Origin of the sequence: Gimesia benthica (assembly GCF_009720525.1) — a bacterium.
Lineage (GTDB): Bacteria > Planctomycetota > Planctomycetia > Planctomycetales > Planctomycetaceae > Gimesia > Gimesia benthica.
In genome coordinates, this window is record NZ_CP043930.1 from 3,854,386 (window position 1) to 3,867,443 (window position 13,058).

The 13,058-nt window shown below is 56.1% G+C and carries 9 protein-coding genes; 6 read left to right on the plus strand and 3 right to left on the minus strand.

Going from position 1 to position 13,058, the window contains the following annotated elements; genetic code table 11:
- The first annotated feature begins 43 nt into the window (after window positions 1–43).
- The 6 genes from pyk (at window position 44) to F1728_RS14745 (ending at window position 8,077) form a co-directional block, all read left to right on the plus strand.
- On the plus strand, window positions 44–1,510 hold the full coding sequence (gene pyk, locus F1728_RS14720; RefSeq protein WP_155364749.1) for a pyruvate kinase: 1,467 nt from the start codon (window positions 44–46) through the stop codon (window positions 1,508–1,510).
- Between the two features lie 29 nt (window positions 1,511–1,539).
- Window positions 1,540–2,862 carry a PQQ-binding-like beta-propeller repeat protein gene (locus tag F1728_RS14725; protein WP_155364750.1) on the plus strand — a complete coding sequence of 441 codons (1,323 nt, stop codon included), beginning with the start codon at window positions 1,540–1,542 and terminating at the stop codon, window positions 2,860–2,862.
- 185 nt (window positions 2,863–3,047) lie between these two features.
- Window positions 3,048–4,118 carry an Ldh family oxidoreductase gene (locus F1728_RS14730; RefSeq protein ID WP_155364751.1) on the plus strand — a complete coding sequence of 357 codons (1,071 nt, stop codon included), beginning with the start codon at window positions 3,048–3,050 and terminating at the stop codon, window positions 4,116–4,118.
- A 45-nt stretch (window positions 4,119–4,163) separates the two neighbouring features.
- Entirely contained in the window at window positions 4,164–4,802 is a 639-nt protein-coding gene (locus F1728_RS14735) for a thioredoxin family protein (protein WP_155364752.1), read from the plus strand.
- 31 nt (window positions 4,803–4,833) lie between these two features.
- Complete coding sequence (locus tag F1728_RS14740) at window positions 4,834–5,781, plus strand: DNA-methyltransferase (protein ID WP_155364753.1); 948 nt, start codon at window positions 4,834–4,836, stop codon at window positions 5,779–5,781.
- Between the two features lie 166 nt (window positions 5,782–5,947).
- Window positions 5,948–8,077, plus strand: coding sequence for a preprotein translocase subunit SecA (locus F1728_RS14745; RefSeq protein WP_155364754.1), 2,130 nt, complete (start codon window positions 5,948–5,950; stop codon window positions 8,075–8,077).
- 16 nt (window positions 8,078–8,093) lie between these two features.
- Here F1728_RS14745 and F1728_RS14750 read toward each other — a convergent pair whose 3' ends face one another.
- From F1728_RS14750 to F1728_RS14760, 3 genes are all read right to left on the minus strand, one after another.
- Window positions 8,094–10,433, minus strand: coding sequence for an efflux RND transporter permease subunit (locus tag F1728_RS14750; RefSeq protein WP_155364755.1), 2,340 nt, complete (start codon window positions 10,431–10,433; stop codon window positions 8,094–8,096).
- A 171-nt stretch (window positions 10,434–10,604) separates the two neighbouring features.
- Window positions 10,605–11,555: an ABC transporter permease gene (locus F1728_RS14755; RefSeq protein ID WP_228030762.1), complete on the minus strand. Its 951-nt coding sequence runs from the start codon at window positions 11,553–11,555 to the stop codon at window positions 10,605–10,607.
- Window positions 11,552–13,057 carry a sugar ABC transporter ATP-binding protein gene (locus F1728_RS14760; protein WP_155364756.1) on the minus strand — a complete coding sequence of 502 codons (1,506 nt, stop codon included), beginning with the start codon at window positions 13,055–13,057 and terminating at the stop codon, window positions 11,552–11,554. Before F1728_RS14760 ends, F1728_RS14755 begins: the two co-directional genes overlap by 4 nt.
- Between the last annotated feature and the right edge of the window lies 1 nt (window position 13,058).

Genomic DNA, 13,058 nt, shown 5'->3' on the forward strand with positions numbered 1-13,058 from the left:
AGCGAATGATTTGCTTAAAATAGATTCACGCTAAAGGTTCACGATGAACGCGGCCCAATACCAGGAACACCCACTCGTAAAAACCAAGATCATCGCTACCGTTGGTCCCGCTTCCTGTTCGCGCGAAATGCTGCAGAAGCTGATCATCGCGGGCGTGGATCTGTTTCGGTTGAACTTCGCGCACGGCAAGCATGAATGGCTGGCCGAAATCGTTACGAATATCCACGAACTGTCCGAAGAGATGGCCCGCCCCATCGGAATTCTGGGCGATCTGTCCGGCCCCAAAATTCGGCTGGGGGTCTTACCCGGTGACGAAATCAACTGTCGGCAGGACATGAAGTTTCGGTTCATTCAAGGAATTGAGACCGACAATTCCCAGGAACTGACCTGCACCTATGAGTCGCTGATCAGCGATCTGCGGGTCGGCGATCCGGTACTGCTGGCAGACGGAATGGTCGCCATGCGGGTCACCGAGAAATCGGAAGATAATGAATACGTCGAGTGCGTGGTTGAGCGGGAAGGCGTCATTCGCAGTAAGCAGGGAGTCAACCTGCCCGGCGTCCAGCTCAGCACTCCCTGTCTCACGGAGAAAGATCTGGAAGACCTTGCCTGGGCCGTGCAGCATGGACTCGATTATATCGGGCTCAGTTTCGTGCGTTCCGCGGATGACATCAAACAGCTCTACGACGAGATCGAAAAACTGAATCCGATTGAGGCGCCGCACGTTGTCGCCAAGATTGAAAAGATCGAAGCGGTCAGCGATATCGAACAGATCCTCAAACTGACCGATGCAGTCATGGTGGCCCGCGGGGACCTCGGCGTCGAAGTCGACATCGAACGGGTGCCCATCATTCAGAAGCGGATCATCCATCTCTGCAACCAGTATCGTGTCCCGGTAATCACCGCGACGCAGATGCTGGACAGCATGCAGTTCAACACATTTCCGACCCGCGCCGAGGCCAGCGATGTCGCGAATGCAGTGCTGGACGGCAGCGACGCGGTCATGCTGTCTGGGGAGACAGCGGTCGGCGTCAGTCCGCTGGCGGCCGTCGAAATGATGAGCCGCATTGTCCGCGAAGCAGCGCGGATTCTCTCATCGAACCTGCATTCGGAAGAGACCACCAGTAACCGTCGCCTGTATGCCCGCGAAGTGACGGAAGCGGTTACACTCGGAGCCGGGATGACAGCAGAGAAGCTGGACGCAGACCTGATGGTAACCTGTACCCACGAAGGCAAAACCGCGATGGCTCTGTCCAAACAGCGGCGGACAGTGCCTACTGTGGCGCTCACCGATCGCCCGGCTACGGCTCGCCGGATGACACTCTACTGGGGAGTGACTTCACTCCTGACCGACGTGGTCGATAAGTCTCCCCAGAAAATTCTGAAGTACATCGTGAACTATGGAAAGAAGCATGGCTTTCTGTCATCAGGCAGTCAGATCGTCCTGATCTCCGGTACCGACTGGAGTTCATTGGGGCATGACATGCTTCTGGTTCACGAAGTGAAATAACGCTGAACCCCGAAACCTGTGAGGCTCTGATGTATCCGAAACTGTCGCTCACGCTGATGTTACTCTGGACGATTCTGCTGCCTCAAACCGGTTTCAGTGATGACTGGCCCCAATGGGGTGGACCGCAGCACGACCTGGTCTGGCGCGAAAAAGGCATTGTCAAAGAATTGCCAACCAAAGGCCAACTGCCCCGGGTCTGGTCGACTCCCATCGGTGAAGGCTACTCCGGGCCCGCGGTCGCGGAAGTCGATTCCCGCTGGTGTGTCTTCGTGACCGATCGGATTTATAAACAACGGGTTGGCTTCGAACGCGTGCACTGCCTGGATGCAGTGACGGGAAAACTGATCTGGGGCTACGAATACCCGGCAGAATACACAGTCAGCTACCCCGCCGGTCCCCGTTCCACTCCCGTCATCAATGACGGTCGCGTTTATACCCTGGGTGCCCAGGGGCACTTCTTCTGCTTCGATGCCAAAACGGGGAAAGTGCTCTGGAGCAAAAACTTCGTCGAAGACTACGGCACGAAGCTTCCAAACTGGGGTATGGTCGCCTCTCCGCTGGTGGACGGTGATCAGCTGATTACGCTGGTGGGTGGCCAACAGAATGCGCTGGTGGTCAGCTTTGATAAAAAGACAGGTAAAGAACTCTGGCGATCGCTCAATGATCCGGCCGTCGGTTATGCACCGCCGGTCATCTTTGAGTTCGGAGAAAAGCGGGAATTGATCGTCTGGCATCCGACGGCGGTCTCGGCCCTCGAGCCGGAAACCGGCAAGGTGATCTGGCAGGTTCCCTACGGTGTGAAGTACGGTCTGACGATCGCGACGCCCCGCAAAGTGGGTAACCGGTTGTTCGTTGCCAGCTTTTATAACGGGCCGCGGATGATCGAAGTCTCCGGCGATGGCAGCTCAGCGAAAATCGTCTGGGCCGGGAAGAGCGACAGCGAGATCAACACCGACGGCCTGCATCCGATCATGATGACGCCGGTCTTCGACGGGAAGAACATCTACGGCGTAGGCAGCTACGGAGAGCTCCGCGGTCTGGATGCGAGCAACGGCCAGCGGTTATGGGAAACATTAGCTGCGACCGGTAAGGGGCGCTGGTGGAATGCCTTCATCATTCCACACGAAGATCGTTATTTTCTGCACAACGAACAGGGCGATCTGATCATCGCGAATCTGTCGCCGAAAGGGTACGAAGAGTTGAGCCGGGCGAAGCTGATTGAACCGACCCGTCGCGTCCAGCGGCGGATGACAATCTGGTCGCATCCGGCTTTCGCACTGAAAAGCGTGTTTGCCCGGAATGATAAGGAAATTATCCGCGTCGATCTTTCGGCTCCGTCTGCTGGTAATTAGTTTAAGCTGTTCAGGCTGAACGACTTGCTGAATCAGTTAGAATCGAGAAAAGATTTTCGCGGGAAGGCCTGAGAGAGTCGTATCCGGCCCGGTTTGGCGTTAATCTGGTAGATGTTTCATCTGATGCCTGCTCGGAACAGTAATCAGATGTGGCTAACCCACGCCCCGAATTGAGAGTCACAATTATGCCTTCGGATCATTTTGCCCCGGCTCAGGATCGATCCCAGGAAGTTCTGCTTCCGCTGGAACCTTTAAAGGAATTACTGGTCAAGCTGTTTGTGCGGATGGGCATGTTTCAGGTGGAGGCGGAGATTGCCGCCGACCGCCTGGTCGAAGCGGACCTGCGTGGCATCCACTCGCATGGGAGCCGCACTGCAGAACGTTACCTGGACGCGATGGACATGGGCGACATCGATCCCCGCGCACAGATCCTGACCGTCAAAGAGAGCCCCGCGATTGCCGTGATGGATGGCAGCAAAGCGATGGGACACGTCGCTGCAACTCGCGCCATGGAACTGGCGATTAAAAAAGCGGGTGAGGTCGGGACGGGAACCGTGACGGTCTATAACAGTCACCACTTCGGAGCCGCCGCCGTCTATGTGATGATGGCGGTGAAGGCCGGCATGATTGCGTACTGCACGACGAACACGGGGCGGGCGACTGTCGCCGCTCATGGAAGTACGCAGGCAGGCACGGCCAATAATGCAATCGCCTGGGGTGTTCCCAACCCGCAAGGCGCTCCTTTCGTTCTGGATATGGCGTGTGCCAAGACCTCCTGGGGCAAACTGGAAACGCAGGCCATGTACGGCCTACCCGTCCCCGCTGGTTACGGTCTGGACAGTGAAGGGAATGAAACCACTGACGCTGCTGCTGTGAAAACACTGCTTCCCGCCTCGGGGCCCCGCGGTTACGGACTGGCTTTGATCAGTTCCATCCTGACCGGCGCGCTGACGGGAGGCAAGATGTCGATCAACAAGACCAAAGCACCGGAGATTGAGGGTTCCGAACATTTCTTCTATGTGATCGATCTGAAACAGTTCGTGGAAGAAGATCGCTTCCATGCCGAACTGGCATCCGCGACAGAGGCCCTGCATCAACTGACGCCCGTGCGGGCAGAGGATCCGGTGCGTCTGCCGGGTGAACTTGAATGGGAACAGACACAATGCGCACTGCAGGAAGGGATTTCGGTTCATAAAGATCATGCGGAGCAGTTAAAAGAACTCGCCCAGCGCATCAAGTATGACGTTCCCTGGTAAACGCGCTGTCTCGAATCATCAGTTTAAAAAGAAGGTCTGATTATCATGCCGACTTCATATCGAATCAGAACACTGCTCGCTCTGGCTGTCTGCAGCCTGGTCTGCCTGACGGTACCCGTTCAGGCGGGAAAGTATAACCCGGTTCTGGATGTAGGCGATCAGGCACCGACCTGGGAGAAGCTCCCGGCGACCGATGGGAAATCGTATGCCAGCGATTCCTTCAAAGATAAGGATGTGCTCGTCATTGCGTTTACCTGTAACAGCTGCCCTTACGCCGTCGATTATGAAACGCGTCTCAATCAGCTGGCAGAGAAGTATCAGGGGAAAGATTCCAGGGTGGGAGTCATCGCCGTGAACGTTAATCTGATTCCCGCTGACAGCCCGGAGAAGATGAAAGAACGGGCTCAGAAGCAGGGCTTCGTGTTCCCTTACCTGTTCGACAAGTCACAGCAGATTGGTCAGGCTTTCGGTGCTACGCGTACCCCCGAGTTTTTTGTGCTCAACAAAGACCGCAAGGTGGTCTACATGGGTGCCATGGATGATTCGACCGACGCCAGCAAGGTCAAACAGAATTACGTTCAACAGGCAATCGAGGCGGCTTTGCAGGGAAAGCAGCCGGAAACGACCGAAACGATTGCCATCGGCTGTAATGTGCGCTATAAACGCATTCGCAGAAATAAATAACACTCTTCCCGCAGCCGACACAGCCACGCTTATGACCAGTTTCAATCAGATACAGATTCAGGATTGCATCGCCGGGATGCAGGCACTGCCCGACGCATGCGTTGACCTGGCCTTTGCCGATCCGCCGTTCAATATCGGTTATGAATACGATGAGTACGAAGACCGCCTGGAGAGCGAACAGTATCTCGACTGGTGTGAGAACTGGCTCAAGGAAGTGGTGCGGCTGCTTAAACCGGATGGAACCTTCTGGCTGGCCATCGGTGATGAATACGCGGCAGAGTTAAAAGTCATGATGCAGCGGACGCTGGGGCTGACCTGTCGCAGCTGGGTGATCTGGTATTACACCTTCGGCGTGAACTGCAAGAACAAGTTCAGCCGTTCGCACGCCCACCTGTTTCATATGGTCAAAGATCCGAAGCAGTTCACGTTCAACGCCGACGATCCGGCAATTCGCGTTCCCTCTGCCCGACAGCTGGTCTACGGCGACAAACGTGCGAATCCCAAGGGACGCCTCCCCGACGATACCTGGATCCTGCGTCCCCAGGACATTCCCGAGAGCTTCCAGGCGGATGAAGATACATGGTACTTCCCCCGCATCAACGGGACGTTTAAAGAACGCCAGGGCTGGCACGGGTGCCAGATGCCCGAGCAGCTGCTGGGCCGAATTATCCGGGCCTGTTCTAATCCGGAAGAGGTCGTACTCGATCCCTTTACGGGGAGCGGCACCACACTGGCGGTTGCTAAAAAACTGAATCGCCAGTATCTCGGCTTTGAGCTCTCTGCGGAATACGGTGCCCGCGCACAGCAGCGACTGGCGGACATTGAGGTCGGTCAGCCCCTGGATGGTCAGGAAAATCCGTTGACCAGTGCGCCTTCCACCAAGAACGGAAAACGGCTCGCAGAGCGCGACTCCGACACCCCTGCGCCGCGGAGCAAGTCGAAGGGCAAATCCAGTCCCCGGCAGAAAAAACTGCTCTGAGTGATGCACTCTGATTGATCCCTTTCGGCTCCCCCTGCGCGCACCGCGGACCGACGTTCGAGCCGTGTTGCTTTTCCGCTCCCCCCCTGCCTACCGCTGGCATGCGATTCGCGTTTCTTCTTCCTCGCGTCCTAAATCAGCTGAAAACAGGCATTTGAGGCCTGTGATGTTGATTGAAAGCGACAGACGTTTCCAGGAAACGTTGCCCAAAGTCAACAATCGACCTCGCTTACTCGTACGAAGAGACGAGGCCGGTAAAAAGGATCGAATCGGCCCTGCTGGTCGGTTAGAATGTAGCGGTTCCATCGTTTATTACTCTGGACAGGGATTCGGGATTCAACGTGGTGAATATCATCAGCTCGCTCACAGATCGGTTTCGCGGCATGCTCCCCAGCGGGGGGCCGAAGTACCCGCGCGCTGGTGGGCCCTGGTGGAACAGATTCAGACGCTCCAGGCTGAATACGCGAGCCGCTCAGAAGCGGATTTGTTCGACGAGTGGAACGCACTGCGTTATCGTGTGCAGAGTGGTGAGTCACTGACGGACCTGCTGCCGGAAGCGTTTGCGATCATCAGCGAGCAGATGCAGCGGCATCTGGGGATGACTCCCTACCCGGTGCAGTACCTCGGCGCGATCGCCATGCACGAAGGCGCGATTGCGGAAATGCAGACCGGTGAGGGCAAGACGCTGACCGCGGCATTGACTCTGTGTCTGAACGCCCTGCCCGAACTGGGAATGCACATCGCAACGGCGAACGACTATCTGGCTGAACGCGATGCCCGCTGGCTGAGCCCGATCTATCACTCACTGGGGATGACCGTCGGAACGGTTACGGCAACTTCTTCCATGAGCGAACGTCGCGCTGCCTATGAATGCGATATCACCTACGGTACCGCGCGGGAGTTCGGCTTTGATTACCTGCGGGACCTGCTCAATTCACCAGAACTCAAAACATCCACGAGCCCACGACGTCAGCAATTGTTTGGACAGGAACAGACAGGCGAAGATCAGGGGCTGCTCAATCCTCGGTCTCCCTACATGGTGCTGATTGACGAAGCGGACAGCATCCTGATTGATGAAGCCCGAACGCCGCTGATCATCGGACAGGCTGATGCGCTGGAGGCCTCGCTGTCAGAGGTCTGCCAGTGGAGTGCAACCGCGGTTGCCCGGCTTGCCGAAAGCGAACATTATCTCGACCATGGTCCGCAAAAGGGTATGGAACTCACTGAAGCTGGACGACGGGTGATTCGAGAACTGCTGCTCCAGCCGGAAGCACCTCAATCGCTCGATCCGGGAACGGCTTATCTTTCATCCGAACGGGCCCTCAAAGTTCAGAGCTACTTCCAGAACGGCAGAGACTATGTTGTGCGGGAAGGAAAAGTCGCGATCGTCGATGAATTCACCGGGCGGATTTCGGAAGGTCGGATGTGGCAGAACGGCATTCACCAGGCGATTGAAGCCAGGGAGGGGGTTGAGATTACCTCACCCACCAGAGTCGGTGCCCAGACCACGGTCCAGGAACTGTTTGCCCGCTATACCCGCATGGCAGGCATGACGGGGACGGCTGCTTCTGCACGGAGTGAGTTCAAAAAAGTGTTCGGCACTCCCGTGATCACGATTCCCACCAATCGACCCGGCCGCCGCGAACAACTCCCCGAGCGGGTCTTTCTGACGGCAGAGGAAAAATGGACCGCGATTGTCGAAGAGACCGCAGTGCTGCACGCACAGGGACGACCGGTGTTGATTGGTACGCGGTCGGTCAATCTTTCAAAACAGCTCTCCGAACGCCTGGAAGCAGCCGGTCTGGATCATGAAGTTCTGCATGCATTAAATCATGAGAACGAAGCGACCATCATCGAACGGGCAGGACAGTCAGGTAAGATTACGGTTGCTACGAATATGGCGGGCCGGGGAACCGATATTCTGCTCAGCGACGATGTCGTTGCACAGGGGGGGCTGCATGTGATCTGTGCGGAGCTGCACGAATCATCGCGCATCGATCGTCAGTTGACCGGTCGTGCCGCTCGTCAGGGCGATCCCGGCAGTGCGCGGGTCTACCTTTCACTCGAAGATGAGATCCTGACCAGCGGACTGGGAGCTGAGCAGGCAGCAGCCCTGCGGGCAGACTATCAGCGCTCCGGACGGAATCTGCAGTCGGCAGTCCGTTATTTCTATCAGGCACAACAGCGGGTTGAGAAACGCCACGAACGCCAGCGCGTCGAACTGGTGAACCGGATCAGTGCACGACGTCAGATGCTGCAGCAGATGGGTCAGCATGCGAACTTGAACGCACACTGACGCGTGTCAGCTGAGCTTATTCTGTAGAAAGCTTGGAGTGCGTGAGTCCAATCGTCTCGGGCAGTCCGGCTTTCGTAAACTGCAGATGCCGAGCAAAGGGCTGCATCAGCATGGCCGGCAGGAATAACAGGTCGCCGATCAACGCTGTGGTCAGCAGAGTCAGCATCATCCAGGCGAAGCGTTGCGTTGGAATGAAGCTGCTGAAGCCGAAGACCAGCAGACCCAGACCACAGATCATGGTGGTGTGAATCATGGCTCGTCCACAGTGTTTCAAGGCAGCGTGGACCGCTTCTTCACAGCTGCGATCCAGCTGTTTCTCCCGGCGGAACCAGGAGAGGAAGTGCAGTGTGTCGTCGATGGCGATCCCCAGTGCGACACTGGCGGTCATAATCGAACCGATGTCGAGCGGAATATCCATCCAGCCCATGATGCCGAAGACGACCACGATGGGGAAGACGTTCGGTAACATGCTGAGCAGACCCGTCCACAGATTTCTCTGGACGATGACAATCACCAGCGCGACCAGGCCGAAGGCGGTCATGAAGCTCCAGGTCAGGTCCTGCATAATCAGCTGCTGAACGGTATGAATCAGCGGCATGATCCCCGTGTAGTATGCGGTAAGGTGCACGTCCTGCTCGCGGTATTTTTCCAGTTCCGGCTGGAGCGTGGATTTCAGTTTATTGAGTGCAGCCCCGTAATCGACCTGTGCGAGAGCAGGTACGCGGGCACTGATCCGCCATGATTCTTCACCATCCACATCCGAGAGGTAAACAGATTCCAGAATGGCTTCACGGTTTTCTTTGAGTTTCTTATTGGTGACGACCTTGCGAAAAATCGATTCGAAACCGTTGTGTTCGACCGGATTGGGTCCGAAGGTCGCTGCCGACATGGTGCCGGTATAACCGTCGATGTTTTTAATCGTCTTCTCGATGTCATCAATAATTCGCAGACGCTGCAGGAAGGTTTTCTTGCAGTCTTTATCAAACTGAATGACGACTTCAACGGGAATCAGCGGTCCCATGCGATCTTCATTGAAGCGATAGTCTTTCAGAACCTGGCTACCGGGTGGGAACAGGGACGGAATATCGACGGAGGAACGGGTATATATCAGACCATAAGCGGAGACGGCCATCAGCATTACTGATGTCAGGAAGACGGGCAGCGAATACCGCTGCAGCCAGTGAGTGAAACCATTCAGGAAGCGGGACAGACGGGTTAACGTCCGTGGCATATGAGCGGGTTGCTCTGCCTGGTTGGCTTTCAGAATCCGTTGCGGTGGCCAGAGCTGCATGGCTCCGGGGAGAATCAGTAACAGGACACCCAGTGTGATCAACAGACCGATGGAGGCGATCAAGCCAAACAAGGCAATGGGCGAGATCTGGCTGACCATCAAGGATCCCAGGCCGATGGCAGTGGTGATCGCTGCCAGCAGACAGGGCAACCAGCCTTGTGCAAAACTGCGGCGGACGGCTTCTTCCGCTTCTGTTTTCGTTTTCGCCTGAGCCGTACAGAGTTCGTCGTAGTAATAGTTGACCAGGTGCACGCCGGCAGAGATCGTGAGGACAAATACCAGTGAAGGAGTAATAATCAGGACGGCATCCAGCGACGCGCCTGAGTAGTAGACCATTGCGAGAACCAGTCCCTGCCCGAACAGACCTGCCAGCAGGATGGTTCCGGTGAGCATCCAGGAACGGATACAGAACCAGCACAACAGGGTCGCGAGGATAGCAGACAATGCGCCGAAGACATTCACACTGTGAATACTGGCGCGGTCGATGGCGACTCCGTCCACAGGAGGACCGGTGAGATAAAATTCTTCGCGCGGCAGTCCGCAGACATCTTGCGCGACTTTCAATACATGGTCGATGGCTTGTGTTCGTAATTCGTTGCCACGGTAGGTGAGAATGATTACCGCACAACTGTCTTTCAGGTTTTTACCGACCAGAACCCCCTGCAGTCGTTCCAGCGCTTCGTCGCGGGGCAACTTGAGCGGGGGAGACGTTAATGAGCCGACGGTTCCCGCACCGGTGACAATTCGATCGAAGATCTCCTCGTGGGTTTCACCGAAGTCGGTCTTGCCGGGGCCTTCGATTCGCTTTTCGAATTCGGTCAGTCGGGGATCATCGACGGTACAGCCGGGCCAACTGATCAGAATCAGATCGTTGCTTTCGAAGTCTTTCATGAACCGGTCATAGTTCTTGCGTGACTGCATGTAAGGCGGCGCCCATTTTTCGGGGGCGATACTCATGCTTTCAACGCTCTGATGCGCACCGTAAATCAGGAAGGGCGCAGCTAGAACCAGGAAAATGACGGTGATGATATAACGACGGATATAGCGAGGTTTTTCAGAAGTCATGAGTCGGTCTCTTTACGAGGGGCTTAACAAGATCAACCGGCACGTGGACATAAACAGCCCATACGTACACAGGAAGTCTAGCTCACGACTTCGTGTCCGTCAGAAAAATGACAAACTTTTTGCAGGCTCATTCCTTTGCGTAATCGTTGCAATCGGCACAGTGCTGTCTGATTATCGGTTTCGTCTCACATCCAGGTAGACGGCAACCAATATCACTGCGCCCTTCACGATGTATTGCAGAGAGTAATGGACTCCTGCCTGATTCAGACCTTTATCGAGTATCCCGATAATAACAGCCCCCAGTATTGTACCAAACATGGTACCCCGTCCGCCAGTAAAACTTGTGCCTCCGACCACAACTGCGGCAATTGCAGTTAACTCAAACATTTCCCCTGAACCGGGTTCCGCCGAATAAAGTTGTGAAGTATGAATCATGCCCGCGACTCCCGCCATCAGGGAACAGAGTAGATACACAGTGATTTCTACCCGTACAGTTGGTATTCCTGTGTAGAGGGCCGCTTCGCGATTTCCGCCCAGCGCGTAGACATGCTGGCCGAAACGGGTCCGATGCAGCAGCAGGGCCATCAATAAAAACAGCGAGAGCATGATCACCACGGGGTACGGCACGACATCGAACAGTCGCCCGTTGCCAATCGCGAGGAACCAGGTCTGTTCGTCTTTGATGGGCATCGGTAATCCGCTGTTGAAACGCAGCGCACACCCGCGGGCGATGAGCATGGAGGCCAGTGTGATGATAAATGGCGGCATGGCGGTTTTCGCAGCCGCGATCCCGTGAAAGATGCCAAACAGAGACGCGACCCCCAGTCCCGCGAAGATGGCTGTCAGTAACATGAATGGATCTTGTGTGTCTCCCGAGAGTGCGGTGAGACAGTAGACGGTGGTCGTACCGACGAGCGCCACCATTGCGCCGACTGACAGATCGATGCCGCCTACCAGAATGACCAGCGTCATTCCCAGAGCGAGGATCGTGTTGACGGATATCTGTTGAGTCAGGTTCAACATATTTTCCGGCGTCAGGAAGCTGGGGACCCAGATGCGGAACAGCAGCAGGAGGATAATGATGGCTGCCAGCAGGGGAACCATTTGTTTCACGACTTTCACGCGCTGCTACCTCCCGTTAATTGATGCATCACTTCTTCCGCGGTGACCGACTCTGCCGGTGAGACGCCCGTCAGGCGGCCTGCGCGGAACGTCCCGATCTGGTGTGAGATATTCATGACTTCATCCAGGTCCGAAGAGATCAGGATCAATGCCATCCCCTGGCTGACCAGTTCTCCGATAATTCGATACAGGTCTTCCCGCGCGCCAACATCGATGCCGCGCGTCGGTTCGTCGAGAATCAGAATTTTTGGTGGATGTTCCATCCAGCGTCCGACGAGCACTTTCTGCTGATTGCCTCCCGAAAGATCGCGGACCGGTTGTTCGGCATCGGAGAGTCTGACGCCGAACCGCGAAACGGTCCGTTCGACTATTTTGTCTCGTGTTTTGTAATTAAAGTCGCAGCCGCAAATCCATTCTTTCAGCCAGGGGAGCGTGATATTGAAAGCCACACTCTGCTCGACGATCAATCCCTGCTGTTTGCGATCTTCAGGAACCAGCACCAGCCCCTGTCTTAGAGCATCGCGGGGACTGCGGATCCGGACCGGTTTCTCGTCGATCTGAATCGTGCCTTTATCGATCCGGTCGATGCCGAACAGGGCCCGGGCGAGTTCGGTGCGTCCGGCTCCCACCAGTCCTGCCAGTCCCAGAACCTCGCCGTAACGGACTTCAAATGAAACGTCTTTCACATTCGCGTTACTCAAATCACTCACGCGCAATGCGACCGCGCCGGGACGATGAGGGGGCCGCGGAAAATGATCCTTAATATCTCGACCGACCATCCAGCGGATCAGCGTCTGGGGATTGACCTCACTGGCGGGAGCGGTGCCGACCGTCTTCCCATCACGCAGGACGGTGATCCGATCAGAAAGTCGCATGATCTCTTCCATGCGATGTGAAATATAGACGATGCCAACCCCCTGTTCGCGCAGGTGACGGAGTGTCTGGAACAGTGCTTCGACTTCCAGTTCGGAGAGGGACGACGTCGGTTCGTCGAGTACCAGTACGCGTGCTTCCTGAGACAGTGCCCGCGCGATCTCCACCAGTTGCTGATGCGCGGTGCTGAGTGTCGAGACGGTAGCGGTGACGTCGCGGAGTTCGGTGAGTCCGAGCTGCTGAATCAAAGTTTGTGCCCGACGGTTCATTTCCCGTTTTCGTAGCCAGCCCAAGGCGCTGGGTTCGCGGCCGAGGAAGATATTTTCTGCCACGGTGAGATTGGGGGCGAGCGAGAGTTCCTGGTGAATCAGCCGAATCTGATAACGGTCGGCGGCAGAGACATTGGGCAGTGTAATCGGTTCGTCTTCCGACCAGAGAGTGCCTGCATCGGGTTGGTAGATGCCTCCGAGAATTTTGATCAGCGTACTTTTACCGGCACCGTTCTCGCCCAGCAGCGTATGGATTTCTCCTGCCTGAATCTCCAGGTTGACCTGATCCAGGGCGGTGACGTTCCCGAAGCGCTTGGTGATGCCTTCCAGTCGAAGTAGAGACGTTAAGGTGGCAGCCATC